This is a genomic window from Streptomyces sp. NBC_01520, from assembly GCF_045040375.1.
In the GTDB taxonomy this organism is placed as follows: domain Bacteria; phylum Actinomycetota; class Actinomycetes; order Streptomycetales; family Streptomycetaceae; genus Streptomyces.
Genome location: NZ_CP109404.1, coordinates 1,919,371 through 1,945,379, shown reverse-complemented (window position 1 = coordinate 1,945,379; position 26,009 = coordinate 1,919,371). Strand labels below are relative to the sequence as shown.

Here is a 26,009-nt window from a genome sequence, read left to right as displayed (position 1 = left end):
AGTCGGGCCGGCCCGGTCCCGCGTACGGTGCCCGCGGGAAATGCCGCTCTGTCACAGCCCGCAAGTAGGGTGTGAGACATGGCAGACCCCTCCAGCTACCGCCCCAAGCCGGGACAGATCCCCGACTCCCCGGGGGTCTACAAATTCCGCGACGAACACCGCAGGGTGATCTACGTCGGGAAGGCCAAGAACCTGCGCCAGCGCCTGGCCAACTACTTCCAGGACCTGGCCGGCCTGCACCCGCGCACCCGCACGATGGTCACCACGGCAGCCTCCGTCGAATGGACCGTGGTCTCCACCGAGGTCGAGGCGCTGCAGCTGGAGTACTCCTGGATCAAGGAGTTCGACCCCCGGTTCAACGTCAAGTACCGCGACGACAAGAGCTACCCCTACCTCGCCGTCACGCTCAACGAGGAGTTCCCGCGCGTCCAGGTCATGCGCGGGGCCAAGAAGAAGGGCGTGCGCTACTTCGGTCCGTACGGGCACGCCTGGGCGATCCGCGAGACCGTCGACCTGATGCTCCGGGTCTTCCCCGTGCGCACATGCTCCGCCGGTGTCTTCAAGAACGCCGAGAGGACCGGCCGTCCCTGCCTCCTCGGCTACATCGGCAAGTGCTCCGCACCCTGCGTCGGCCGGGTCACCCCGGACGAACACCGGGACCTGGCCGAGGACTTCTGCGACTTCATGGCAGGCCGGACGGGTACGTACATCCGCCGCCTGGAGAAGGACATGACGCAGGCGGCCGAGGAGATGGAGTACGAGCGGGCGGCCCGGCTGCGCGACGACGCCGAGGCGCTCAGGCGGGCCATGGAGAAGAGCGCCGTCGTCCTGGCCGACGCCACCGACGCGGACCTGATCGCCGTCGCGGAGGACGAGCTCGAAGCCGCCGTCCAGATCTTCCACGTCCGCGGAGGACGGGTGCGCGGCCAGCGCGGCTGGGTCACCGACAAGGTCGAGGCCGTCGACACGGCCGGACTCGTCGAGCACGCGCTCCAGCAGCTGTACGGGGAGGAGACGGGCGACTCCGTCCCCAAGGAGGTCCTCGTCCCGGCGCTGCCCGAGGACCCCGAGGCCGTCTCCGAGTGGCTCGCCGCCCGCCGGGGCTCCCAGGTCAGCCTGCGCATTCCACAGCGGGGGGACAAGAAGGACCTGATGGGCACGGTCCAGCGCAACGCCCAGCAGGCGCTGGGGCTGCACAAGACCAAGCGTGCCTCCGACCTCACGACCCGTTCCCGCGCCCTGGAGGAGATCGCCGAGGCGCTCGGCCTGGACACCGCCCCGCTGCGCGTCGAGTGCTTCGACATCTCGCACCTCCAGGGCGACGACGTGGTCGCGTCCATGGTGGTCTTCGAGGACGGGCTCGCGCGCAAGAGCGAATACCGCCGCTTCCAGATCAAGGGCTTCGAGGGCCAGGACGACGTCCGGTCCATGCACGAGGTCATCGGCCGCCGCTTCAAGCGCTACCTCCAGGAGAAGGAGCGGACGGGGGAGTGGGAGGAGACCCGGGCCGCCACCGGCCCTGTACCCGCCCCCGGAGCGCCCCCGGCCCCGCCCACCGCCACGTCAGCAACCACGGACACGTCCAGGGCCACCGCCACGGACACCTCCGCGGCCACCCCGGCCGAATCGCCCACCGAGCCCCGTGAGGACGACGGCCGGCCCAAGCGCTTCGCCTACCCGCCGCAGCTCGTCGTGGTCGACGGCGGGCAGCCGCAGGTCGCCGCGGCCAAACGGGCCCTGGACGAGCTGGGCATCGACGACGTCGCCGTCTGCGGTCTCGCCAAGCGCCTCGAAGAGGTCTGGCTGCCCGACGACGACGACCCGGTCGTGCTGCCCCGCTCCAGCGAGGGCCTCTACCTCCTCCAGCGCATCCGCGACGAGGCCCACCGCTTCGCCATCACCTACCAGCGCGCCAAGCGGGCCAAGCGCATCCGCAGCAGCCCCCTGGACGACGTCTCCGGCCTCGGCGAGACCCGGAAGCAGGCGCTGATCAAGCATTTCGGCTCCGTGAAGAAGCTGCGGCAGGCGACAATCGACGAGATCTGTGAGGTTCCGGGGATAGGCCGCAGGACGGCGGAATCGGTGGCAGTCGCCCTCGCCGCGGCAGCTCCGGCCGCACCGGCCGTGAACACGGCCACAGGAGAGATCATCGAAGAGGACGACGGGGGCAGCACGTCATGACCGAGCACGCGCATGAACGCCAGAACGACCGAGCAGACGGAGCAGCAGACGTGAGTACGGGAAGCACCAAGGAGAAGGCCGAGGCCGCCGTGCCCGCCATCCCCGAGCTGGTGATCATCTCGGGTATGTCGGGTGCGGGACGCAGCACCGCCGCCAAGTGTCTGGAGGACCTCGGCTGGTTCGTCGTCGACAACCTGCCGCCCGCGCTGATCCCCACCATGGTGGAGCTCGGCGCCCGCTCCCAGGGCAACGTGGCCCGGATCGCCGTCGTCGTCGACGTACGGGGCCGCCGCTTCTTCGACAACCTCCGGGAGTCCCTCGCGGACCTGGAGTCCAAGCACGTCACCCGGCGGATCGTCTTCCTGGAGTCCTCCGACGACGCACTCGTACGCCGATTCGAGTCGGTCCGCCGTCCGCACCCCCTCCAGGGTGACGGCCGGATCGTCGACGGCATCGAGGCGGAGCGCGACCTGCTGCGCGAGCTGCGCGGCGACGCCGACCTGGTGATCGACACCTCCAGCCTCAACGTGCACGAGCTGCGGGCCAAGATGGACGCCCAGTTCGCCGGCGACGAGGAGCCGGAGCTGCGGGCCACGGTGATGTCGTTCGGCTACAAGTACGGCCTGCCGGTCGACGCCGACCTGGTCGTGGACTGCCGCTTCCTGCCCAACCCCCACTGGGTCCCCGAGCTGCGTCCCTTCACCGGACTCAACGAGGAGGTGTCCGCCTACGTCTTCGACCAGCCCGGCGCCAAGGAGTTCCTCAACCAGTACACGGAGCTGCTCCAGCTGATCGCCGCGGGCTACCGCCGCGAGGGCAAGCGTTACGTGACCATCGCCGTCGGCTGCACGGGCGGCAAGCACCGCTCCGTCGCCATGTCGGAGAAGCTGGCCGCCCGGCTGGCCACGGAGGGGATCGAGACCGTGCTGGTGCACCGGGACATGGGGCGCGAGTGACCAGTCGCAATCTGCGCCTGCGCAGGCTGAGCAGAGCCACCTCGGCGCTCTCCGGCCGCAAGCGGGGCGCACAGCCCAAGGTCGTCGCCCTCGGTGGCGGCATGGGCCTGTCGGCGTCGCTCACGGCACTGCGCCGGATCACCGGCGATCTCACGGCCGTCGTCACCGTCGCCGACGACGGCGGCTCCAGCGGCCGGCTGCGCGAGGAGCTCGGCGTCCTGCCGCCCGGCGACCTGCGCAAGGCGCTCGCGGCGCTCTGCGGGGACGACGAATGGGGCCAGACCTGGGCCCAGGTCATCCAGCACCGCTTCGAGTCCAAGGGCGACCTGCACGGACACGCCGTGGGCAACCTGCTGATCGTCTCCCTGTGGGAGCAGCTGGGCGACCACGTCCAGGCGCTCGACCTGGTCGGCAAGCTGCTCGGCGCGCACGGCAGGGTGCTTCCCATGTCCGCCGTGCCGCTGGAGCTCCAGGCGCTCGTCCGCGGGCACGACCCGGAGCGCCCCGAGGACGTGGTGACCGTACGGGGCCAGGCCACTGTGGCACTCACCCCCGGTGAGGTGCAGTCCGTCCACGTGGTGCCCGCCGATCCGCCGGCCGTCCCGGAAGCCGTCGCGGCCGTTCTGGACGCCGATTGGGTGGTGCTGGGCCCCGGGTCCTGGTTCTCCTCCGTGATTCCGCATCTACTGGTACCCGAACTGCTCGACGCGCTGGTCCTCACGAAGGCCCGTAAGGTCCTCTCGCTGAACCTCGCACCGCAACCCGGTGAAACAGAAGGCTTCTCACCGCAGCGTCATTTGGAGGTTTTGGGACGACACGCCCCTAAACTCGCCTTGGACGTGGTGCTGGCCGACGAGGCTGCCGTGCCCGACCGTGAGTCCCTCGCCGACGCCGCCATGCGGCTCGGAGCCGCGGTCGAGCTGGCCCCGGTGGCCTCACCCGACGGCGTTCCGATTCATGATCCGGAGCTGTTGGCCGCCGCGTACGACCGTATTTTTCGGATGCATGGAAGGATCGGCCCATGGCGATGACGCCAGCGGTGAAGGACGAAATCTCTCGGCTTCCCGTGACCCGGACCTGCTGCAGGAAGGCGGAGGTCTCGGCGATTCTGCGCTTCGCGGGCGGGCTGCACCTGGTGAGCGGCCGGATCGTGATCGAGGCCGAGCTGGACACGGCGATGGCGGCGCGCCGGCTGAAGCGGGACATCCTGGAGATCTTCGGGCACAGCTCGGAGCTGATCGTGATGGCTCCCGGCGGGCTCCGGCGCGGCTCCCGTTACGTCGTACGGGTGGTGGCGGGCGGTGATCAGCTGGCGCGCCAGACCGGTCTGGTGGACGGCCGTGGCCGGCCGATCCGCGGACTGCCCCCACAGGTGGTCTCGGGAGCCACCTGCGACGCCGAGGCCGCCTGGCGCGGAGCCTTCCTGGCCCACGGTTCGCTGACCGAGCCCGGCCGCTCCTCCTCGCTGGAGGTGACCTGCCCCGGCCCGGAGGCCGCTCTCGCCCTGGTCGGAGCGGCCCGCAGGCTCTCCATCGCGGCCAAGGCCCGCGAGGTGCGCGGGGTGGACCGTGTCGTCGTCCGCGACGGTGACGCGATCGGCGCGCTCCTCACCCGGCTCGGCGCCCACGAGTCGGTGCTGGCCTGGGAGGAGCGCCGGATGCGGCGCGAGGTCCGCGCCACCGCCAACCGGCTCGCCAACTTCGACGACGCCAACCTCCGCCGCTCCGCGCGCGCCGCCGTGGCCGCGGGAGCCCGTGTGGGGCGAGCGCTGGAGATCCTGGGCGAGGAGGTCCCGGAGCACCTCGCGGCGGCCGGACGGCTGCGCATGGAGCACAAGCAGGCCTCCCTGGAGGAGCTGGGTGCCCTCGCCGACCCGCCGCTCACCAAGGACGCGGTCGCGGGCCGGATCCGGCGCCTGCTGGCCATGGCCGACAAGCGGGCCCAGGACCTCGGCATCCCGGGCACCGAATCCACCCTCAGCGAGGAGCTGGCCGACGGCCTCGTCGGCTGAGCCGCCGCACACCCCTGCCGCCGGCGCACCTCCCGAGGGCGCCGGCGGCGGCATCTCCCGGGCGTGCGGCGGCCCGCTTCCACGGCCGCTTCCATGCCCGATGCACGGTCTTCGTGCCGCCTTGCGGCCCTATTGACATGGTCATGGACCATCACGAATCTGTCCTCTGTCCGCCGGTCCGGCGGACGGAAGTGGCAGACAACTGCATGGGGGGCTCATGGGACGCAGAGCGCGAGCGATCCTCGCCGCGGCTTCATTGCTGATGGCCGGACTGGCGGTACCCGTTGCGCAGGCCGACCAGGGGAGGGGCGGCGGGGCCGACGGCGGACTGTCCGTCTGGCACGCCGAGATCAGCGCGGCCCAGGTGCCGCTGCTGGCCGAGGCGGGCACCGACGGCCACGAACTGAGCGCGCAGGTGCCCGACCGCGGCTCCGCCACCGTGGAGCTGTACCTCACCGACCGGCAGGCCGGGGAGCTGCGCGGCAAGGGCGTCGAGATCACCGAGCACACCCTCTCCGCCAAGGCCTCGAAGCGGGTCGCGGCAGCCGGTGACGGCGTCTTCCGCCCGTACGGCGGCGAGAACGGCCTGAAGCGGGAGATCCTCGCGACCGCACAGGCCGATCCCGGCCTCACCAAGGTCGTCAGCATCGGAAGGACCGTCCGGGGCCAGGACATCCTGGCCCTGAAGGTCACCAAGGGTGCCAAGAAGAGCAGGGACGGCTCCAAGCCGGCCACGCTGTACATGTCCAACCAGCACGCCCGGGAGTGGATCACCCCGGAGATGACGCGCCGGCTGATGCACCACTACCTCGACGGGTACGGCAAGGACCCGCGGATCACGAAGATCGTGGACACCACCGAACTCTGGTTCGTGCTCTCCGCCAACCCCGACGGCTACGACCACACGTTCACCGGCGAGCGGGACTGGCGCAAGAACCTCCGCGACAACAACGGCGACGGCGAGATCACCGCCGGCGACGGCGTGGACCTCAACCGCAACTTCTCCTACAAGTGGGGCTACGACAACGAGGGTTCGTCGCCGGACCCGGGCGACGAGACCTTCCGCGGCACCGCCCCCGCCTCCGAGCCGGAGACCAAGGCGCTGGACGCCTTCCAAAAGCGCGTCGGCTTCCGGTACGGGATCAACTACCACTCCGCCGCACAACTGTTGCTGTACGGGGTGGGCTGGCAGGTCGCCACGGACACCCCCGACGACATCGTCTACCGGGCCCTCGCCGGAACACCCGGGAACTCCGCAGTCCCGGGATACCACCCGCAGGTCTCCTCCGAGCTGTACGTCACCAACGGCGAGGCCGACGGACACGCCGCCAACGTCAACGACATGATGATGTTCACGCCGGAGATGTCGACCTGCGCCACCGCCTCCCGGACCGATCCGGACGACGCCTGGGAACCGGCAGACTGCGCCTCGGTCTTCCGCTTCCCGGACGACGAGAAGCTCATCCAGCAGGAGTTCGCCAAGAACGTCCCGTTCGCACTCGCGGTGGCCGAGTCCGCGGCGCACCCCGACCGCCCGGTCTCCCCGGTCGGCATCGAGACACCCGACTTCACCCCGGACGCCTTCACCACGTCCTACGCCCGCGGCGGCGACCAGGAAGTTGCGGTCACGGCCCGCAGGTCCGTGACCGACAAGCGCCTCAACTACCGCGTCGACGGCGGCCGTACGCACACCGAGCGGCTGACCGCATGGAAGGGCGGCGAGACGTACGGGGGCGACGACAACCTCCACTTCGACGAGTACCGCGCCGAGGTCGAGGACGCCGGCGCGGGCGACCGCGTCACGGTCTGGTTCACCGGCCGTACGAAGGCGGGCGCGCGGACCGCGAGCACCCCGTTCACGTACACGGTCGCCGACCGGCCCCGCGGCGACACCCTGGTGATCGCCGAGGAGGGCGCCACGGCCCGGCACACCGCCGCGTACACCGGGGCGCTCGCGGCCAACGGCCACCGGTCCGCCCTCTGGGACGTCGCCGCCCAGGGCACCCCGCACGCCCTCGGCGTGCTCAGCCACTTCCGTACCGTCCTCTGGTACACCGGCGCCGAGCGCCCGGCCGCGGCGACCATGCTCTCCGTCCGCTCCTACGTCAACGAGGGCGGCAAGCTGATCAACGCGGGCGAGCAGGCGGGCGGCGCCGTCACAGGCGCCGGCGGCACCGACGACTTCTCGCAGTACTACCTCGGTGCGTACAACAGGGTCGGGCTCAAGTCCCCGCCCGCCTTCGCCGGCGCCGGTCGGCTGGCCGGGGCGGGTGCCGGCCTCGGTGACGCCCCAGGCGGCGTCCTGGACGCAGCCGGCGCGTACACCGTCACCTCCGACACGCTGGACCCGGAGGAGTTCCCGCAGTTCCGCAGTGCGGCCGCGGGCGACTACCCGGGGGTGCGCACCCCCTTCGAGCCGCAGGGTGGCTCCTGGTTCGCCGCGGCCACCCACCAGGACGCCGCCTGGAAGAGGCTGTCCCGCACGGTCGACCTGACGGGCACCGACGCGGCCGACACACCCGGGCTGCGTTTCCAGCTCAGCTACGACACCGAGGAGGGGTACGACAACGTCGTCGTCGAGGCCCGCACGGTCGGCAAGGACGACTGGACGACCCTCCCCGACGCCAACGGCGGCACCGACACCGCAGTGCCCGCGGACTGCTCGGAGGGCTACTACGCCCAGATGCACCCCTTCCTCACGCGCTACCTGACCGTCGGCGGCGACGCCTGCACGGCCACCGGCACCACCGGCGGCTGGAACCGGTTCACCGGAAGCTCCAACGGCTGGCAGCAGGTCGCCGTGGACCTCGGCGCGTACGCCGGTGAGCAGGTCGAGCTCTCCGTCTCGTACGTCACCGACCCGGGCTCCGGCGGCATCGGGGTCTTCGTGGACGACACCGAACTGGTCATCGGTGGGACCGTCCGGGACACCGAGGGCTTCGAGACCGCCCTCGGCGCCTGGAACACCCCCGGCGCACCGGCCGGCAGCCCGGGGAACACGGCCGACTGGGCCCGTTCCGGTCCGCTGTTCCATTCGCAGGCCGCCGTCACGACGCGTGACACCGTGCTGCTCGGGTTCGGCCTGGAGCACGTGGCCGACGCCGACGGTCGGAAGCGGCTGATCGGGAAGGCCCTGCGAAGTCTGGGGCGTTGACGCTCCGTGGCCGTCGCACGGGCGGGGCAGGCTCCCAGCCCGTGTCACCGCCGCAGGACCGGAGGCCCGTATTCCTACTCGGGAGTACGGGCCTCCGCGTCCGTGCCGCCCCTGCTCGATGTCACTCCCGGGCCCTCGGAGAGGTAGGGTCGGAGGCGGTCGGGGACATCCCATACAACTCGCCGGCGTCGAAAACCGGCGTACCTAACGAGGAGATCGGTTCGTGACGATCCGCGTAGGCATCAACGGCTTTGGCCGCATCGGTCGTAACTACTTCCGCGCGCTGCTGGAGCAGGGTGCGGACATCGAGATCGTGGCTGTCAACGACCTGGGTGACACTGCGACCACTGCCCACCTGCTGAAGTACGACACCATTCTGGGTCGTCTCAAGGCAGAGGTCAGCCACACCGCCGACACCATCACCGTCGACGGTCACACCATCAAGGTGCTCTCCGAGCGCAACCCGGCCGACATCCCCTGGGGTGAGCTGGGCGTCGACATCGTCATCGAGTCGACCGGCATCTTCACCAAGAAGGCCGACGCCGCGAAGCACGTCGCGGGTGGCGCCAAGAAGGTCCTCATCTCGGCTCCGGCCAAGGACGAGGACATCACCATCGTGATGGGCGTCAACCAGGACAAGTACGACGCGGCCAACCACCACATCATCTCCAACGCCTCCTGCACCACCAACTGTGTGGCGCCGATGGCCAAGGTTCTCGACGAGAACTTCGGCATCGTCAAGGGCCTGATGACGACGGTCCACGCGTACACGAACGACCAGCGGATCCTGGACTTCCCGCACTCGGACCTGCGTCGCGCCCGCGCCGCCGCCGAGAACATCATCCCCACCACGACCGGCGCCGCCAAGGCGACCGCTCTGGTCCTCCCGCAGCTCAAGGGCAAGCTCGACGGCATCGCGATGCGTGTCCCGGTCCCGACCGGTTCCGCCACCGACCTCGTTGTGACCCTGCAGCGCGAGGTCACCAAGGACGAGGTCAACGCCGCGTTCAAGAAGGCGTCCGACGACGGCGACCTCAAGGGCTTCCTGACGTACACCGAGGACCCGATCGTGTCCTCGGACATCGTCGGCGACCCGTCGTCCTGCACCTTCGACTCCTCCCTGACCATGGTCCAGGAGGGCAGCACGGTGAAGATCCTCGGCTGGTACGACAACGAGTGGGGCTACTCCAACCGCCTCGTCGACCTGACCGTCTTCGTCGGCGACCAGCTCTGATCCTCGGATCGGCAGGCATCTCGATGTGAGCAAGGGGCTCGGACGACGCAACGTGGCGCCGTCCGAGCCCCTTGCGTGCTCATGCGTCCTTCCAAGGAGTACCGGAACAGATGAAGACGATCGACGAACTTCTCGCCGAAGGGGTCGCGGGCAAGCGGGTATTCGTCCGCGCCGACCTCAACGTGCCGCTGGACGGCACCAGGATCACCGACGACGGCCGCATCCGCGCCGTCCAGCCGACGATCGCCGAGCTCGCCGCAGCCGGTGCGCGGGTCGTCGTCGCCTCGCACCTCGGCCGCCCGAAGGGCGCCCCGGACCCGGCCTTCTCGCTGGCCCCCGCCGCCGCGCGCCTCGGTGAGCTGCTCGGCACGGAGGTCGCCTTCGCGACCGACACCGTCGGCGAGTCCGCCCGCGCCACGGTCGCCGCCCTCACCGACGGCCAGGTCGCCGTCATCGAGAACCTCCGCTTCAACGCCGGGGAGACCTCGAAGGACGACGCGGAGCGCGGCGCCTTCGCCGATCAGCTCGCCGAGCTCGCCGACGTGTACGTGGGCGACGGCTTCGGTGCCGTCCACCGCAAGCACGCCTCGGTCTTCGACCTTCCGGCCCGCCTGCCGCACGCGGCCGGAGGTCTGATCGCCACCGAGGTCGGCGTCCTCAAGAAGCTCACCGAGGACGTCACGCGCCCGTACGCCGTGGTCCTCGGCGGCTCCAAGGTCTCCGACAAGCTCGGCGTGATCGACCACCTGCTGGAGAAGGCCGACCGCATCCTCATCGGCGGCGGCATGGCCTACACCTTCCTCAAGGCCCAGGGCCACGAGGTCGGCAGCTCCCTCCTCCAGGAGGACCAGATCCCGGCGGTGCTCGGCTACCTCAAGCGCGCCGAGGAGAAGGGCGTGGAGTTCGTGCTCCCCGTCGACGTCGTCGTCTCGGAGAGTTTCCCGGACCTCAAGGCCAAGACGCCGGGCCACCCCAGCACCGTCGCCGCCGACGCCATCCCGGCCGGCGTGATGGGCCTGGACAACGGCCCGGAGACCAACAAGCTCTACGCCTCGAAGCTCGCCGACGCGGCCACCGTCTTCTGGAACGGCCCCATGGGCGTCTTCGAGCACCCCGACTACGCCGAGGGCACCAAGGCGGTCGCCCAGGCCCTCGTCGACTCCCCGGCCTTCAGCGTCGTCGGCGGCGGGGACTCCGCAGCCGCCGTCCGCATCCTGGGCTTCGACGAGAACGCATTCGGCCATATCTCGACCGGTGGCGGCGCCAGCCTCGAATACCTCGAGGGCAAGACGCTTCCCGGCCTCGCCGCACTGGAGGACTGACCCTTAATGAGCACCCGCACCCCGCTGATGGCGGGCAACTGGAAGATGAACCTCAACCACCTCGAGGCCATCGCCCACACCCAGAAGCTCGCCTTCGCGCTGGCCGACAAGGACTACGACGCCGTAGAGGTCGCCGTCCTGCCGCCCTTCACCGACCTGCGCTCCGTACAGACCCTGATCGACGGCGACAAGCTGAGGATCAAGTACGGCGCCCAGGACATCTCGGCGCACGACTCCGGCGCGTACACCGGTGAGATCTCCGGCCCCATGCTCGCCAAGCTGAAGTGCACGTACGTGGCCGTCGGCCACAGCGAGCGCCGCCAGTACCACGGCGAGAACGACGAGATCTGCAACGCCAAGGTGAAGGCCGCGTACAAGCACGGCCTGACCCCGATTCTCTGCGTCGGCGAGGGCCTGGACATCCGCAAGGCCGGTGACCAGGTCTCCTACACCCTCGCGCAGCTCGACGGCGCCCTGAAGGACGTCCCGGCGGAGCAGGCCGAGTCCATCGTGATCGCGTACGAGCCGGTCTGGGCCATCGGGACCGGCGAGGTCGCCACCCCCGAGGACGCCCAGGAGGTCTGCGGCGCGATCCGCCGCCGGCTGGCCGAGCTGTACTCCCAGGAGCTGGCCGACGCCGTCCGTATCCAGTACGGCGGCTCGGTGAAGTCCGGCAACGTCGCGGCCATCATGGCGCAGCCCGATGTGGACGGTGCCCTGATCGGTGGCGCCGCGCTGGACCCCGACGAGTTCGTCAAGATCGTCCGCTTCCGCGACCAGTGAGTATGCGGTAGCGCGGATCCGTCGTACCCTAGCGGGGGCCGAAGGGGGTACCACCCCACGGCCCCCGCTGTTCGTACATGCAGTCCTCAGAGAATTCCGGAAAGTAGGGACCAGCCGTGATTTTGGCGTTCGAGATCGCCCTGATCGTCTTCAGCCTGCTGCTGATGCTGCTGGTGCTGATGCACAAGGGAAAGGGCGGCGGCCTCTCCGACATGTTCGGTGGCGGAATGCAGTCCTCCGTGGGCGGTTCCTCGGTCGCCGAGCGCAACCTCGACCGCATTACCGTCGTGGTCGGTCTGGTCTGGTTCGCGTGCATCGTCGTCCTCGGTCTGCTCATCAAGCTGGACAACTGACCCGTCGTCAGCGATTCCCGGTGAGGGTGTAACTCCTTCCACTGGACGCGCGTTGGGCCTTACGTAGACTGGGGCATCTTCGAGCACCATCACGCAGGGAGTTACGACCGTGGCAAGTGGCAACGCGATCCGGGGAAGCCGGGTCGGAGCGGGCCCGATGGGGGAGGCCGAGCGCGGCGAGTCCGCGCCGCGTCTCCGCATCTCCTTCTGGTGCTCGAACGAGCACGAGACGCAGCCCAGCTTCGCCCATGACGCGCAGGTTCCGGAGACCTGGGACTGTCCGCGCTGTGGTTTCCCGGCCGGACAGGACCGGGACAACCCGCCCGCCCCGCCCCGCACCGAGCCGTACAAGACGCACCTGGCGTACGTGCGCGAGCGGCGCAGCGACGCCGACGGCGAGGCGATCCTCGCCGAGGCGCTGGCGAAGCTCCGCGGCGAGATCTGACTTCCTGCCCCTTTCCTGGATGCTGTTCACCGGCCGGTCACCCCTCGGGTGCCCGGCCGGAATCCGTAGGCCGCCCTGCCCGCCCGCCCTCGTCCGTCGCACCCTCCAGATCAATTAGGTTGGAGGGGCAGCGGGGCATGTTGCAGGTACGAGAAGAAGTGGGCGATTTCCCGGATGAACGCACAAAGCCGAACCAAGCTCAACCAGACGCCCGAGTGGACGGCTCTCGGCAAGCACCGTGAGGAGCTCGGCGACACCCGTCTGCGCGGGCTGTTCGCGGACGCGCCGGACCGCGGGACCGCGTACACCCTCCGGGTCGGCGACCTCCACATCGACTACTCCAAGAACCTGGTCACCGACGAGACGCTCCGCCTGCTGCGCGAGCTCGCCGCCGCCACGGACGTCGCCGGACTGAGGGACGCGATGTTCCGCGGCGAGAAGATCAACACCACCGAGGACCGCGCCGTCCTGCACACCGCGCTCCGCGCCCCGCGCGACGCGGTGATCGAGGTCGACGGTGAGAACGTGGTGCCCGCCGTGCACGCCGTCCTGGACCGGATGGCCGCCTTCTCCGACCGGATCAGGGCGGGGGAGTGGACCGGTCACACCGGCAGGCCCGTCAAGAACATCGTGAACATCGGTATCGGCGGCTCCGACCTCGGACCCGCCATGGCGTACGAGGTGCTGCGCTCCTTCACGGACCGCTCGCTCACCGTCCGCTTCGTGTCGAACGTCGACGGCGCGGACCTCCACGAGGCCGTCCAGGGACTGGACCCGGCCGAGACGCTGTTCATCGTCGCGTCCAAGACCTTCACCACGATCGAGACCATCACCAACGCCACCTCCGCCCGCGACTGGCTGCTCACCGAGCTGAAGGCGGGTCAGGAGGCCGTGGCCAAGCACTTCGTGGCGCTGTCGACCAATGCGGAGAAGGTCGCCGACTTCGGCATCGACACGGCCAACATGTTCGAGTTCTGGGACTGGGTCGGCGGCCGGTACTCCTTCGACTCGGCGATCGGCCTCTCGCTGATGATCGCCGTCGGCCCGGACCGCTTCCGCGAGATGCTCGACGGCTTCCACCTCGTCGACGAGCACTTCCGCACCGCCCCCGCGGAGGAGAACGCCCCGCTGCTGCTGGGCCTGCTGGGCGTCTGGTACGGCGCGTTCTTCGACGCCCAGTCCCACGCGGTGCTGCCCTACAGCCACTACCTGTCCAAGTTCACGGCGTACCTCCAGCAGCTGGACATGGAGTCCAACGGCAAGTCCGTGGACCGGGACGGCGATCCGGTCGAGTGGCAGACCGGCCCGGTCGTCTGGGGCACCCCCGGCACCAACGGGCAGCACGCCTACTACCAGCTGATCCATCAGGGCACCAAGGTCATCCCGGCGGACTTCATCGGCTTCGCCGCACCGGTCCACGACCTGCTGCCCGGGCTGATCGCCCAGCACGACCTGCTGATGGCCAACTTCTTCGCCCAGACCCAGGCCCTCGCCTTCGGCAAGACGCCCGACGAGGTCCGCGCGGAGGGTGTCGCCGAGGAGCTCGTGCCGCACAAGACGTTCCGCGGCAACCACCCGACGACCACGATCCTCGCCGACCGGCTCACCCCGTCGGTGCTCGGCCAGCTGATCGCGCTGTACGAGCACAAGGTCTTCGTCCAGGGCGCCGTCTGGAACATCGACTCCTTCGACCAGTGGGGCGTCGAGCTCGGCAAGGTCCTCGCCAGGGAGATCGAGCCGGTCCTGACCGACGGCACCGGCGCCGAGCGGCTGGACAGCTCCACCGCCGCGCTCGTCGCGACCTACCGCACGCTGCGGGGGCGCTGAGCCGATGACAAGGGGGGAGGGGACGGTACGGCTGCGCCCGCCGCGGAACAGGCTGGATCCGCGGGCCGCCGGCTGGTGGCGGACCCAGTGGCTGCTGCTGACGGCGGCGCCGGTGACCGTGCTGGGCGTGCTGGGAGCGTTCATCGCTCCCGCGCGGACCTGGCTGCTGGTGCCCGCCGCCGCCCTGGCGGCCGTGGGCCTGCTGTGCGCCGTCCTCTTCCCCCTCTGGTGGTTCCGCACCCACCGCTGGGAGGTCACGGACGAAGCGGTCTACGTACGGACCGGGTTCTTCCTCCAGGAATGGCGGATCGCGCCGATGTCCCGGATCCAGACCGTGGACACTGTGCGCGGCCCGCTGGAGCAGTTCTTCGGGCTGGCCACGGTCACCGTCACCACCGCGTCCGCCAAGGGCGCCGTGCGGATCGAGGGGCTCGCGCACGAGGTGGCGGCCGAACTGGTCGAACGGCTGACCAGGATCACGCAGGCCACCCCCGGGGACGCCACATGAGCACCGCGGCGGGCGAGGGTCCCGGCTGGCTGCGGATCCACCCGCGCACGGTCCTGGTCACCGCGCTCGTCACGGCGGGGGTCGCGGCGGGCGCCGCCGTACCGGTCGTGGTCGCGCTGTCCGGCCGCCTCGGCTACCCGCGGGCCGTCGCCTGGGCGCTGGCCGGGACTGTCCTCCTGATCGGCTGCGCAGCCGCCGGCGACCACGTGCGCTGGCGGCGCACCCGCTACCGCGTCGGCACCGAACGCGTCGACCTGCGCACCGGACTCCTGCTGGTCAAACGGCGCTCACTGGCCCGCGAACGGATCCGCAGCGTCGACCTCACCGCACACCCGCTGCTGCGGATACTCGGACTGGTCACGGTCCGCATCGGCACCGGCGAGCACACCGGCGGCGAATCCACCCTGGAGCTCGACCCCGTCACCCGTGCCGAGGGGGAGCGGCTGCGCCGTGAACTCCTCGACCGTGTGACCGCCGAGACCCCGGGGACCCACCGCGAGGGCGAGCTGGCCGTCCTCGACCTCCGCTGGATCCGCTACGCGCCCGTCTCCTTCGTCGCGCCCATGCTCGGCGGCGCGGCGGCCGGCGGTGTCCTGCAGATCAGCGAATGGGCCGGCGCGCAGGGCGAGGTGATCGACTGGGTCGCCGACCGCTTCCGGGACACCCCGCTGCCCTGGACGGTCACGGCCCTCGTCGTCGTGGCCCTGGCCGCCGGGATCGTCGGGGCGCTCGGCCTCTGGGTCGAGATGTGGTGGAACTACCGCCTGGAGCGCGAACCGGGCGGCACCCTGCGCGTCCGGCGCGGACTGCTGACCTCCCGCTCCCTGTCCGTCGAGGAACGACGGCTGCGCGGGGTGGACCTCGTGGAGCCCCTCGGGGTACGGCTGTTCGGCGCCGCCCGGGTGGACGCGATCACCACGGGCCTGGCCAAGGACGAACAGGCGCAGGGCGCCGACCACGACACGCTGCTCCCGGCCGTGCCCCGCCCGCTGGCCGACTCGATCGCCGCCGAGGTGCTGCGCGAACGGGTCGCGCCCACCGGCGCCCCGCTCACCGCACACCCCCGTTCCGCCCGCGGCAGACGGCTGCGCCGCGCCCTGGCGGCCGTCCTGCTCCCCGTGCTGGTCCTGGCGCTCCTGGGTGTCCTGCTGACACCCGTGCTGCTGTGGATCGCGCTCGGCTGCGCGGTGGTGTTCCTGCCGCTCGCCGTGCTGCTGGCCCTCGACGCGTACCGGTCCCTGGGGCACACCGTCGGCGGCGACTACCTCGTCACCCGCTCCGGCAGCCTGCGGCGCTCCACGGCGGCCCTGCAGCGGACCGGGGTGATCGGCTGGACGGTGAGGCAGTCCCACTTCCAGCGCCGGGCCGGGCTGCTGAGCGTCACGGCCACGACAGCTGCCGGAGGGGGCGCCTACACGGCGTACGACACCGATGCCTCCGAAGGCCTCACCTTCGCCGCGGCGGCCGTTCCCGGCCTGCTGGAGCCGTTCCTGGAGCGTGACTGAGCCGACGGGGCGCGGCGCGGGCTGCCCGTCCAGGTCACGGGTCGAGCAGCGTGGTGGAGGCGAAGGCGGGAAGACCGGCCGGCGGGGGAGCGTCCCGCGGTCTCGGAGCGGGGTCGCCGGCGGCCAGGACGTACAGAAGGGGTGTGGCCGGTGTTGTCCAGGCCGCAACGGCCGGCGATCGCGGAGTCCCTGAAGGCACCCGTCTGGGCGGGGCCGAGCCCGAGGGCCGTCGCGGTCAGTGCGAACGTCTGCCCCAGGTGCCCCGCGTCGAGGAGACAGACGCGGTAGGCGCGGGGCGTCGGGTACTTCACGCTCATCCGCTCCAGTCGCGCGGCGAGAACGACGAGGAACGCGGGCCGCGCGGCCCATGACTGGTCGGCGCAGAGGTGGGCGGCCTCCTCGGGCGTGAAGCCCTCGGAGAGCAGTTCGAGCGCGTGCTGCAGGCCGTTGTAGTGGTACCCGGGGACGGACGCGGACCGCGAACGCGCCGGACTGCTGACGCGTCGGGAGCACGAGGTGCTGCGGCTCCTCGCCCGGGCCTCAGCAATGCCGAGATATCCGCCGAACTCGTGGTGAGCGAGAGCACCGTCACGTCCCATGTGCAGAACCTGCTGGACAAGCTGAACCTGCGCAACCGGGTGCACGCGGTGATCTACGCACACCGGACGGGGCTTGCGCCCGCCCTCTGTGCCTGCTCGGGCCCGCCGCCGTCAGGGGCGGGCGTCGTACACGTCACGCACCTCGTCCATGCCCTGCGCCGGCAGGCCGAGCCCGGGCCGGGTGATGTCGGCATGGACGACGGTGAGCCGACCGGTGTCCGTCCGCCGGTCCGCGAGCCACCGCGTCAGCCGGTCGGCACTGCCGTGCACGGCGGCGGTGACGTCCTGGCCGCGGCGCAGGAGTTCCCCCACCAGGGACCGGCCGATGAAGCCACCGGCACCGAAGACAACCGAGGTCGCGGGCATGCCATCTCCTAGCGTCCGGGCGCGAGTTGACGTGTCATGTCGCAACACGGGGCGGCCGGACCGGTCCGCGCACGACGCCTCCCACCGTACCGGAGTCATCACTCTGCGTGAATATCGGTGGCTCGGTGTCACCCGAAAGCGCGCCAGCCCGTGCGGCAGGCAGGATGCGTCACCACCTCGACGGCACCCCGGAACGGCCGTGGGGCTCATCCACGTGAGTCCCCGCCTCCGCACCAGCCGTACACGGGGTGGCCCCCGCCGCGGTGAGTACACCCGCCCACCCGAATGAGTACGCCGCCCCGTTGCCCCGAGGCCGACCCGGACGGTTCACTGCCCGCATGGCGACTCCAGACCCCTTCGGCCGGCAGCCGGCACCTCCCCGTCCCGGCGGCTTCCCGCCGCCCGTTCCGCCGGCGGCCCACCCCGGTGCGCCCCAGGGCCAGGGACCTCGCGACCGCGATCCTCGCGGCTGGGTGGCACCGCTCGTCGCGACGCTCACGCTGGTGTTCCTCGCCCCGGTCGCCTTCCTCCTCGGCTCGCTCGTCCACGTCAACCGCGGCAGCTGTGGCACCCTCCCCTGTTCGGGGAAGCTGGAACGGAACCTGTCCGCGATCGACATCCTGGCCGTCTACGGCACGGCCCTCACCGTCGTGGCCCTGATCACCGCATGGGCGCTGCCCCGGGTGCGCCGCTGGACGACGCCGCGCCTCTGGTGCTCGATCGCCTCGGTGGCACCGTCGGTGGTGGTCCTGCTCCTGGTGTTCGAGACGCCGTCCCGCTGAACCCGCCCGATCCGCCCCGCCCCGTACGCGAGAGGCCGGCCCCGTTCCTCCAGGGAACGGGGCCGGCCTCTCGCTGTTCGCCTCTACGCAGAGGCGGGCGGGTACAGCGCCCGCGGCAGCCGCGAGGCCGCCGCCGCGTCCAGCAGCCACAACGTGCGGCTGCGGCCGTACGCACCCGCCGCCGGGGCCTGGATCTCCCCGGCGCCGGACAGTGCGATCTCCGCCGCCCCGGCCTTGTCCTCACCCGCGGCCAGCAGCCACACCTCGCGCGCCGCGCGGATGGCCGGCAGCGTGAGCGAGACCCGGGTGGGCGGCGGCTTGGGGGCCCCGTGCACACCGACGACGGTGCGCCGGGTCTCCCGTACCGCCGGCAGCTCCGGGAAGAGCGACGCCACATGCGTGTCCGGGCCCACGCCCAGCATCAGCACGTCGAACGTCGGAACCGGCCCGTGGTCCTCCGGGCCCGCCGCGGCCGCCAGCTCGGCGGCGTACCCCGCGGCGGCGGCATCCGCGTCGCCGCCGGACGGACCGTCCGAGGCGGGCATCGCGTGCACCCGGGACGGGTCCAGCGGCACCGCGTCCAGCAGGGCCTCACGGGCCTGCGTGACGTTGCGCTCCGGATCGCCCTCGGGCAGGAACCGCTCGTCGCCCCACCACAGGTCGAGCCGCGACCAGTCGACCGCGTCCCGCGCGGGCGACCCGGCGAGCGCGGCCAGCAGGCCGTTGCCGTTGCGCCCGCCGGTGAGGACCACCGAGGCGGAACCACGGGCGGCCTGGGCGTCCACGATCTTCGTGATCAGCCGGGCCGCCGCGGCCTGGGCCATCAGCTCTTTGTCGCGGTGCACGACGAGCTGCGGAGCACTCACTTCGAGGCCGCCTTCTTGGCCGCGGCCTTCTTCGCCGCCGGAGCGGCCGCACCGGCCGGGGACGACGGCTTGTGCCCGGCACCCACCGACGACGCCTCGGCGGGGCCGCCGAGGCGCTCGACGCCGAACTTCACCGTGGCCTCGTAGATGTTGTCCGGGTCCAGCCGCCGCAGCTCCTCCGCCAGGAGCTCCGCGGTCTCCCGCCGCTTCAGCGCGACCGCACGGTCCGGCTGCCCCACCATGGAGAGCGTGGCCAGCGAGCCGTCGGCCCGGTCCAGAACGATGACGCCGTTCTTGGTCTCCAGCCGCACGGCCGTCAGACCCGGACCGCCGGACAGGGTGCGCTCCACCGCGACGCCGAGCCGGTCCGCGAGCCACATGGCCAGCAGTTCGCAGCTCGGGTTGTCCGACTCGCCCTCGACCGTCGCCGAGATGACCTGCGCGGGCTGCTGGTCGAGCGCCGCCGCCAGCATCGAGCGCCACGGCGTGATGCGGGTCCAGGCCAGGTCGGTGTCACCCGGGTGGTACGTCGCCGCACGCACCGCGAGCTCGTCGAGCGGGTGCTCGGCGGAGTACGTGTCGGTGATGCGGCGCTGGGCCAGCGCCCCCAGCGGGTCCTTCGCCGGGTCCGCCGGGGCGTCCTCCGGCCACCACGCCACGACCGGGGCGTCCGGCAGCAGCAGCGGCAGGACGACCGACTGGGCGTGGTTGGCCAGCTCACCGTGCAGACGCAGGACGACGGTCTCGCCGGAGCCCGAGTCGGAACCGACCCGGATCTCGGCGTCGAGCCGCGCGTCGCGCCGGCTGCGCGGCGAACGGCTGATCCTCTTGATCACCGCGATGATCCGCGAAGGGTGCTCGCGCGAGGAGTCCGCAGCCGCCCGGAGCGCGTCGTAGGCGTTCTCCTCGTCCGTGACGACGACGAGGGTGAGCACCATGCCGATGGCCGGGGTGCCGATGGAACGACGGGCCGACACCAGGGCCTGGTTGATCTTGCTGGACGTGGTTTCCGTGAGATCGATCTTCATGGCCGGCGCCAGCTCCGTCCGTCGCGTGCGAGCATCTCGTCGGCCTCGGCCGGACCCCAGGTGCCGGCCGCGTACTGGGCGGGCTTGCCGTGCTTGTCCCAGTACTCCTCGATCGGGTCGAGGATGTTCCAGGAGAGCTCGACCTCCTGGTGGCGCGGGAAGAGGTTGGCGTCGCCGAGCAGGACATCCAGGATGAGCCGCTCGTACGCCTCCGGGCTGGACTCCGTGAAGGACTCGCCGTACGCGAAGTCCATCGTGACGTCCCGGACCTCCATGGAGGTACCGGGCACCTTGGAGCCGAAGCGCACCGTGACACCCTCGTCCGGCTGCACCCGGATGACCAGGGCGTTGCCGCCCAGCTCCTCCGTCGCACCCGACTCGAAGGGCAGGTACGGGGCGCGCTTGAAGACGACCGCGATCTCCGTGACCCGACGGCCGAGCCGCTTCCCGGTACGGAGGTAGAACGGCACGCCCGCCCAGCGGCGGTTGTTGACCGTCAGCTTGATCGCGGCGAAGGTGTCGGTCTTCGACTTGGGGTCGATACCGTCCTCCTCCAGATAGCCGAGCGCTTCCTCGCCGCCCTGCCACGCGTGCGCGTACTGGCCGCGCACCGTGTGCTTGCCCAGGTCCTCCGGCAGCTCCACCGCCGTGAGCACCTTGAGCTTCTCGGCGACCAGGGCCTTCGGGTGGAAGGAGCCCGGCTCCTCCATCGCGGTCAGCGCGAGCAGTTGCAGCAGGTGGTTCTGGATGACGTCACGGGCCGCGCCGATGCCGTCGTAGTAGCCGGCCCGGCCGCCGATGCCGATGTCCTCGGCCATCGTGATCTGGACGTGGTCGACGTACGACCTGTTCCAGATCGGCTCGAACATCGTGTTGGCGAAGCGCAGCGCCAGGATGTTCTGGACCGTCTCCTTGCCGAGGTAGTGGTCGATACGGAAGACCTCGTTCGGCGGGAACACGTCGTGCACGAGCTGGTTGAGCTCCTGCGCGCTCGTGAGGTCGTGGCCGAACGGCTTCTCGATGACGGCGCGCCGCCAGGAGCCCTCCTTCTGGTCCGCCAGCCCGTGCTTCTTGAGCTGCTGGACGACCTTGGGGAAGAACTTCGGCGGTACGGACAGGTAGAAGGCGAAGTTGCCGCCCGTGCCCTGCGCCTTGTCGAGCTCCTCGATCGTGGACTTCAGCGTCTCGAAGGCCACGTCGTCGTCGAAGTTGCCCTGGACGAAGCGCATGCCCTGGATGAGCTGCTGCCAGACCTCCTCGCGGAACGGCGTCCGCGAGTGCTGCTTGACGGCGTCGTGGACGACCTGGGTGAAGTCCTCGTCCTCCCAGTCGCGGCGCGCGAAGCCGATGAGCGAGAAGCCCGGCGGCAGCAGGCCGCGATTGGCCAGGTCATAGACGGCGGGCATCAGCTTTTTACGGGACAAATCGCCCGTGACGCCAAAGATGACCAGGCCCGACGGCCCCGCGATGCGCGGGAGCCGTCGGTCCTGGGCGTCACGGAGCGGGTTGGCTCCGGGAACACCAGACAAGGTGGTCAGCCCTCCGAAGGAGCGAGGCGCTTGAGCTCTGCCTCGGTGGAGTTGAGCAGGTCGATCCAGGCCGCCTCGAACTTCTCGACGCCCTCGTCCTCCAGGAGCTGGACGACGTCGTCGTAGCCGACCCCGAGCTCCTTGACGGCGTCGAGGTCGGCACGGGCCTGGTCGTAGGAACCGGCGACGGTGTTGCCGGTGATCTCACCATGGTCGGCCACGGCGTCCAGAGTCGCCTCCGGCATCGTGTTGACCGTGTTCGGCGCGACGAGCTCGTCGACGTACAGGGTGTCCTTGAGGGCCGGGTCCTTGACACCGGTCGAGGCCCACAGCGGACGCTGCTTGTTGGCCCGCGCCTTGTCGAGGGCGGCCCAGCGGGCACCCGCGAAGACCTCCTCGTACGCCTCGTAGGCCAGGCGCGCGTTGGCGAGGGCGGACTTGCCCTTCGCGGCCTTCGCCGCGTCGCCGCCGATCGCGTCCAGGCGCTTGTCGATCTCGGTGTCCACGCGGGACACGAAGAAGGACGCCACGGAGTGGATCTTGGAGAGGTCCAGGCCGGCGGCCTTCGCCTTCTCCAGGCCCGCCAGGTAGGCGTCCATGACCTCGCGGTAGCGCTCCAGCGAGAAGATCAGCGTGACGTTGACGCTGATGCCCTTGCCGATGACCTCGGTGATCGCCGGCAGACCGGCCTTCGTCGCCGGGATCTTGATGAGCGTGTTCGGCCGGTCCACCAGCCAGGCCAGCTGCTTGGCCTCGGCGACGGTGGGCGCCGTGTGGTGGGCCAGACGCGGGTCGACCTCGATCGAGACCCGGCCGTCCTGGCCGCCGGTGGCGTCGAAGACCGGACGCAGGATGTCGGCGGCGTCACGGACGTCGGCCGTCGTGATCATGCGGATGGCCTCGTCGACCGTGACCTTGCGGGTGGCGAGGTCGGTGAGCTGCTGGTCGTAACCGTGGCCCTGCGAGATCGCCTTCTGGAAGATCGACGGGTTGGTCGTGACACCCACGACGTGGCTCTGGTCGATCAGCTCTGCGAGGTTGCCGGAGGTGATCCGGGTGCGGGACAGATCGTCGAGCCAGATCGCCACGCCCTCGTCGGAGAGGCGCTTGAGTGCGTCTGTCATGAGAATTGCATCTCCTACTAGTCGTATGTCCGCGTCAGCGCGCGGCGGCGGCGAGAGATTCCCGGGCGGCGGCGGCCACGTGCTCGGCGGTGAAGCCGAACTCACGGAAGAGGACCTTGGCGTCGGCCGAGGCACCGAAGTGCTCCAGCGAGACGATCCGGCCCGCGTCGCCCACGTACCGGTGCCAGGTCAGGCCGATGCCCGCCTCGACGGCGACCCGGGCCTTCACGGACGGCGGCAGCACGCTGTCCTTGTACGCCTGGTCCTGCTCCTCGAACCACTCGACACACGGCACCGACACCACACGGGTCGGCACACCGGCAGCCTGGAGCTCGTCGCGGGCCTCGACGGCCAGCTGGACCTCGGAGCCCGTACCGATCAGAACGACCTGGGGCTCACCGCCCTCGGCGTCGAAGAGCACATAGCCGCCCTTGGCCGCGTCCTCGTTCGCCGGGTAGGTGGGCACACCCTGGCGGGTCAGCGCCAGGCCGTGCGGGGCGCTCCTGCCGAAGTCCTTCTTGCCGCGCCCGAGGATCTCGCGCCAGGCGATGGTCGTCTCGTTGGCGTCGGCCGGACGGACGACGTTGAGGCCCGGGATGGCGCGCAGCGAGGCGATGTGCTCCACCGGCTGGTGGGTCGGACCGTCCTCGCCGAGGCCGATCGAGTCGTGCGTCCACACGTACGTCACCGGGAGGTGCATCAGCGCGGACAGGCGCACGGCGTTGCGCATGTAGTCGGAGAACACCAGGAAGGTGCCGCCGTAGATACGGGTGTTGCCGTGCAGCGCGATGCCGTTCATGGCCGCGGCCATGGAGTGCTCGCGGATGCCGAAGTGGATCGTCCGGCCGTACGGGTCGGCCTCGGGCAGCGGGTTGCCGACCGGGAGGAACGACGACGTCTTGTCGATCGTGGTGTTGTTCGAGCCCGCGAGGTCGGCGGAGCCGCCCCACAGCTCGGGGATGACACCACCGAGCGCCTGGAGGACCTTGCCGGAGGCCGCACGCGTGGCCACGGAGTGACCCGCCTCGAAGACCGGCAGCTTGTCCTCCCAGCCCTCGGGCAGCTCGCCCGCGGAGATGCGGTCGAACTCGGCGGCGCGCTCCGGGTTGGCGGTGCGCCACGCGGCGAGGGACTTCTCCCACTCGGCCTTGGCCTCACGGCCGCGGTCCAGGGCCTCACGGGTGTGCGAGATGACCTCGTCGGAGACCTCGAAGGTCTTCTCCGGATCGAAGCCGAGGACGCGCTTGGTGGCCGCGATCTCCTCGTCGCCGAGCGCCGAGCCGTGCGCGGCCTCGGTGTTCTGGGCGTTCGGGGCGGGCCAGGCGATGATCGAGCGGGCCGCGATGAACGACGGGCGCTCCGTCTCGGCCTTGGCGGCCTGCAGCGCGTTGTAGAGGCCCTCGGGGTCCAGGTCGCCGGAGGGCGACTGCTCCACCCGCTGGACGTGCCAGCCGTAGGACTCGTAGCGCTTGAGGGTGTCCTCGGAGACCGCGGTCTCCGTGTCGCCCTCGATCGAGATGTGGTTGTCGTCCCACAGCAGGACCAGGTTGCCGAGCTTCTGATGGCCGGCCAGCGAGGACGCCTCCGCGGAGATGCCCTCCTGGAGGCAGCCGTCACCGGCGACGACCCAGACGGTGTGGTCGAACGGGGAGGTGCCGGTGGCCGCCTCCGGGTCGAACAGGCCGCGCTCGTAGCGGGCGGCCATCGCCATGCCCACGGCGTTGGCGACACCCTGGCCCAGCGGGCCGGTCGTCGTCTCGACACCGGTGGTGTGGCCGTACTCCGGGTGACCCGGGGTCTTGGAGCCCCAGGTGCGGAACGCCTTGAGGTCGTCCAGCTCCAGGCCGTATCCGGCCAGGTAGAGCTGGATGTACAGCGTCAGGCTGGAGTGGCCGGCAGAGAGTACGAACCGGTCCCGGCCGGTCCAGTCCGCGTCCGCCGGGTCATGGCGCATCACCTTCTGGAAGAGGGTGTACGCAGCAGGAGCCAGGCTCATCGCCGTACCCGGGTGGCCGTTTCCGACCTTCTGTACGGCGTCCGCGGCGAGGACGCGGACAGTGTCCACGGCCCGCTGGTCCAATTCGGTCCACTGGAGGTCTGTGGTGGTCGGCTTGGTGCTCACCCTGAGTCAGGGCTCCTCTCCACTGTTGTAAACCGGTGACTGGTTACCGCACCGGGCAATGCCGAGCCTACCCCCGGAACAAGGCCCTACTTCTGCCCATTCCGCAGTGCGGGCGACCTGCGGAGTTCGCCTCCCGTATGAGCGCCGCCGTTCACTTCTGCGCCACTCCAACACGACCCCACCCCCGCGAAGAGGGGCGTATGCCCAACGTCTACAGTGGTCTGGTTCGCGCAAGTCTTTACCGGGCCTTCATGCCCGGAGCTTGCTGGGATTTCTCTGTCAGGGGTGTGCGTGACGGCCGTCGAGTCCCGACCCGCAGGGGTCGCCTTGACTCCGAGCCCAGTGGGCCATCGCCCGTTCGGGGTCCGCATCAAGGCATTCGTGGCACTTACCAAGCCGCGCATCATCGAGCTGCTGCTGATCACCACCGTTCCGGTGATGTTCCTGGCTGCTCAGGGCGTGCCCGACCTATGGCTCGTAGTCACTACCACCATCGGCGGATATCTCTCCGCGGGCGGTGCCAATGCGCTCAACATGTATATCGACCGTGACATCGACGCGTTGATGGACCGCACGTCGCAGCGGCCGCTGGTCACCGGCATGGTGAGCCCGCGCGAGTGCCTGGCCTTCGGAATCACCCTCGCGGTGATTTCCACGGTCTGGTTCGGACTGCTGGTCAACTGGCTCTCCGCCGCCCTCTCACTCGGCGCACTTCTGTTCTATGTCGTCGTCTACACGATGCTGCTGAAGCGCCGGACCTCGCAGAACATCGTCTGGGGCGGAATCGCCGGATGCATGCCCGTACTCATCGGCTGGTCCGCCGTGACCAATTCGATGTCCTGGGCCGCCGTCATTCTTTTCGCCGTCATCTTCTTCTGGACGCCGCCGCACTACTGGCCGCTGTCGATGAAGGTGAAGGAGGACTACGCCCGGGTCGGTGTCCCGATGCTGCCGGTCGTCGCCTCCAACCGGGTGGTGGCCCGCCAGATCGTTCTCTACAGCTGGGTCATGGTCGCCGTCTCGCTGCTCCTCACCCCGCTGGGCTACACCGGCTGGTTCTACACGTCGGTCGCGCTGGTGACCGGTGGCTTCTGGCTCTGGGAGGCCCACGGCCTGCAGAACCGGGCGAAGGCGGGCGTGACCGGCGGGAAGCTCAAGGAGATGCGGCTGTTCCACTGGTCCATCACCTATGTCTCGCTCCTCTTCGTCGCCGTCGCGGTGGACCCCTTCCTCAGGTAGTCCCGCACGCACCGGAGCTCCGCCGACGGGCGGGGGACGTGGCCCATGCCACGCCCCCCGCCCGTCGCCAGTTGA

22 protein-coding genes and 1 pseudogene are annotated in these 26,009 nt (G+C 70.5%); 16 read left to right on the top strand and 7 right to left on the bottom strand.

The window, feature by feature from the left end:
- The first annotated feature begins 78 nt into the window (after positions 1-78).
- The 13 genes from uvrC (at position 79) to OG524_RS08810 (ending at position 16,279) form a co-directional block, all read left to right on the top strand.
- The gene (gene uvrC / locus OG524_RS08870) at positions 79-2,181 is read left to right on the top strand and encodes an excinuclease ABC subunit UvrC (RefSeq protein WP_405391493.1); all 2,103 of its coding nucleotides are present in this window, start codon (positions 79-81) and stop codon (positions 2,179-2,181) included.
- Positions 2,178-3,137: an RNase adapter RapZ gene (gene rapZ / locus OG524_RS08865; RefSeq protein WP_405391494.1), complete on the top strand. Its 960-nt coding sequence runs from the start codon at positions 2,178-2,180 to the stop codon at positions 3,135-3,137. The genes uvrC and rapZ overlap by 4 nt, the downstream gene beginning before the upstream one ends.
- The gene (yvcK, locus tag OG524_RS08860) at positions 3,134-4,168 is read left to right on the top strand and encodes a uridine diphosphate-N-acetylglucosamine-binding protein YvcK (protein WP_405391495.1); all 1,035 of its coding nucleotides are present in this window, start codon (positions 3,134-3,136) and stop codon (positions 4,166-4,168) included. The genes rapZ and yvcK overlap by 4 nt, the downstream gene beginning before the upstream one ends.
- The gene (whiA, locus tag OG524_RS08855; RefSeq protein ID WP_030919772.1) at positions 4,159-5,148 is read left to right on the top strand and encodes a DNA-binding protein WhiA; all 990 of its coding nucleotides are present in this window, start codon (positions 4,159-4,161) and stop codon (positions 5,146-5,148) included. The genes yvcK and whiA overlap by 10 nt, the downstream gene beginning before the upstream one ends.
- A 217-nt stretch (positions 5,149-5,365) precedes the next feature.
- Positions 5,366-8,302 (top strand): M14 family zinc carboxypeptidase, encoded by a 2,937-nt coding sequence (locus tag OG524_RS08850; RefSeq protein ID WP_405391496.1) that lies wholly within the window; start codon positions 5,366-5,368, stop codon positions 8,300-8,302.
- Between the two features lie 223 nt (positions 8,303-8,525).
- Positions 8,526-9,536, top strand: a complete 1,011-nt coding sequence (gap, locus tag OG524_RS08845; protein ID WP_405809726.1) for a type I glyceraldehyde-3-phosphate dehydrogenase — start codon at positions 8,526-8,528, stop codon at positions 9,534-9,536.
- A 110-nt stretch (positions 9,537-9,646) separates the two neighbouring features.
- The gene (locus tag OG524_RS08840) at positions 9,647-10,858 is read left to right on the top strand and encodes a phosphoglycerate kinase (RefSeq protein WP_405391498.1); all 1,212 of its coding nucleotides are present in this window, start codon (positions 9,647-9,649) and stop codon (positions 10,856-10,858) included.
- Between the two features lie 6 nt (positions 10,859-10,864).
- Positions 10,865-11,641, top strand: a complete 777-nt coding sequence (tpiA, locus tag OG524_RS08835) for a triose-phosphate isomerase (RefSeq protein ID WP_405391499.1) — start codon at positions 10,865-10,867, stop codon at positions 11,639-11,641.
- Positions 11,642-11,757: 116 nt separating this feature from the next.
- On the top strand, positions 11,758-11,994 hold the full coding sequence (gene secG, locus OG524_RS08830) for a preprotein translocase subunit SecG (protein ID WP_056783645.1): 237 nt from the start codon (positions 11,758-11,760) through the stop codon (positions 11,992-11,994).
- A 109-nt stretch (positions 11,995-12,103) separates the two neighbouring features.
- The gene (locus OG524_RS08825) at positions 12,104-12,439 is read left to right on the top strand and encodes an RNA polymerase-binding protein RbpA (RefSeq protein ID WP_079099553.1); all 336 of its coding nucleotides are present in this window, start codon (positions 12,104-12,106) and stop codon (positions 12,437-12,439) included.
- 174 nt (positions 12,440-12,613) lie between these two features.
- Entirely contained in the window at positions 12,614-14,266 is a 1,653-nt protein-coding gene (gene pgi, locus OG524_RS08820; protein ID WP_405391500.1) for a glucose-6-phosphate isomerase, read from the top strand.
- A 4-nt stretch (positions 14,267-14,270) separates the two neighbouring features.
- Positions 14,271-14,774 carry a PH domain-containing protein gene (locus tag OG524_RS08815; RefSeq protein ID WP_405391501.1) on the top strand — a complete coding sequence of 168 codons (504 nt, stop codon included), beginning with the start codon at positions 14,271-14,273 and terminating at the stop codon, positions 14,772-14,774.
- Positions 14,771-16,279 carry a PH domain-containing protein gene (locus tag OG524_RS08810; RefSeq protein ID WP_405391502.1) on the top strand — a complete coding sequence of 503 codons (1,509 nt, stop codon included), beginning with the start codon at positions 14,771-14,773 and terminating at the stop codon, positions 16,277-16,279. Before OG524_RS08815 ends, OG524_RS08810 begins: the two co-directional genes overlap by 4 nt.
- Here the strand turns inward: OG524_RS08810 and OG524_RS08805 are convergent.
- Positions 16,186-16,704, bottom strand: a complete 519-nt coding sequence (locus OG524_RS08805; RefSeq protein WP_405812443.1) for a nitroreductase family protein — start codon at positions 16,702-16,704, stop codon at positions 16,186-16,188. The genes OG524_RS08810 and OG524_RS08805 overlap by 94 nt on opposite strands.
- Between OG524_RS08805 and OG524_RS08800 the strand changes: the two are divergent.
- Positions 16,666-16,881: pseudogene (locus OG524_RS08800) on the top strand (hypothetical protein); the annotation flags it as partial. The gene OG524_RS08805 and the pseudogene OG524_RS08800 overlap by 39 nt on opposite strands.
- A 108-nt stretch (positions 16,882-16,989) precedes the next feature.
- Here OG524_RS08800 and OG524_RS08795 read toward each other — a convergent pair.
- Positions 16,990-17,244 carry an SDR family oxidoreductase gene (locus tag OG524_RS08795; RefSeq protein WP_405391503.1) on the bottom strand — a complete coding sequence of 85 codons (255 nt, stop codon included), beginning with the start codon at positions 17,242-17,244 and terminating at the stop codon, positions 16,990-16,992.
- Between the two features lie 338 nt (positions 17,245-17,582).
- Here OG524_RS08795 and OG524_RS08790 point away from each other — a divergent pair, with 338 nt between their 5' ends.
- On the top strand, positions 17,583-18,026 hold the full coding sequence (locus OG524_RS08790; RefSeq protein ID WP_405809721.1) for a hypothetical protein: 444 nt from the start codon (positions 17,583-17,585) through the stop codon (positions 18,024-18,026).
- 83 nt (positions 18,027-18,109) lie between these two features.
- Here OG524_RS08790 and pgl read toward each other — a convergent pair whose 3' ends face one another.
- Genes pgl through tkt form a run of 5 tightly spaced genes read right to left on the bottom strand, consistent with a single transcriptional unit; the run spans position 18,110 to position 24,695 of the window.
- The gene (pgl, locus tag OG524_RS08785) at positions 18,110-18,892 is read right to left on the bottom strand and encodes a 6-phosphogluconolactonase (protein ID WP_405391505.1); all 783 of its coding nucleotides are present in this window, start codon (positions 18,890-18,892) and stop codon (positions 18,110-18,112) included.
- Entirely contained in the window at positions 18,889-19,920 is a 1,032-nt protein-coding gene (gene opcA / locus OG524_RS08780) for a glucose-6-phosphate dehydrogenase assembly protein OpcA (RefSeq protein ID WP_405391506.1), read from the bottom strand. Before opcA ends, pgl begins: the two co-directional genes overlap by 4 nt.
- On the bottom strand, positions 19,917-21,449 hold the full coding sequence (zwf, locus tag OG524_RS08775) for a glucose-6-phosphate dehydrogenase (RefSeq protein WP_405391507.1): 1,533 nt from the start codon (positions 21,447-21,449) through the stop codon (positions 19,917-19,919). Before zwf ends, opcA begins: the two co-directional genes overlap by 4 nt.
- A gap of 5 nt (positions 21,450-21,454) precedes the next feature.
- Positions 21,455-22,573, bottom strand: coding sequence for a transaldolase (gene tal, locus OG524_RS08770; RefSeq protein ID WP_405391508.1), 1,119 nt, complete (start codon positions 22,571-22,573; stop codon positions 21,455-21,457).
- A gap of 34 nt (positions 22,574-22,607) precedes the next feature.
- Complete coding sequence (gene tkt / locus OG524_RS08765; RefSeq protein WP_405391509.1) at positions 22,608-24,695, bottom strand: transketolase; 2,088 nt, start codon at positions 24,693-24,695, stop codon at positions 22,608-22,610.
- Between the two features lie 285 nt (positions 24,696-24,980).
- Between tkt and OG524_RS08760 the strand changes: the two genes are divergently transcribed.
- Positions 24,981-25,934 carry a heme o synthase gene (locus OG524_RS08760; protein WP_405391510.1) on the top strand — a complete coding sequence of 318 codons (954 nt, stop codon included), beginning with the start codon at positions 24,981-24,983 and terminating at the stop codon, positions 25,932-25,934.
- Positions 25,935-26,009: the final 75 nt, after the last annotated feature.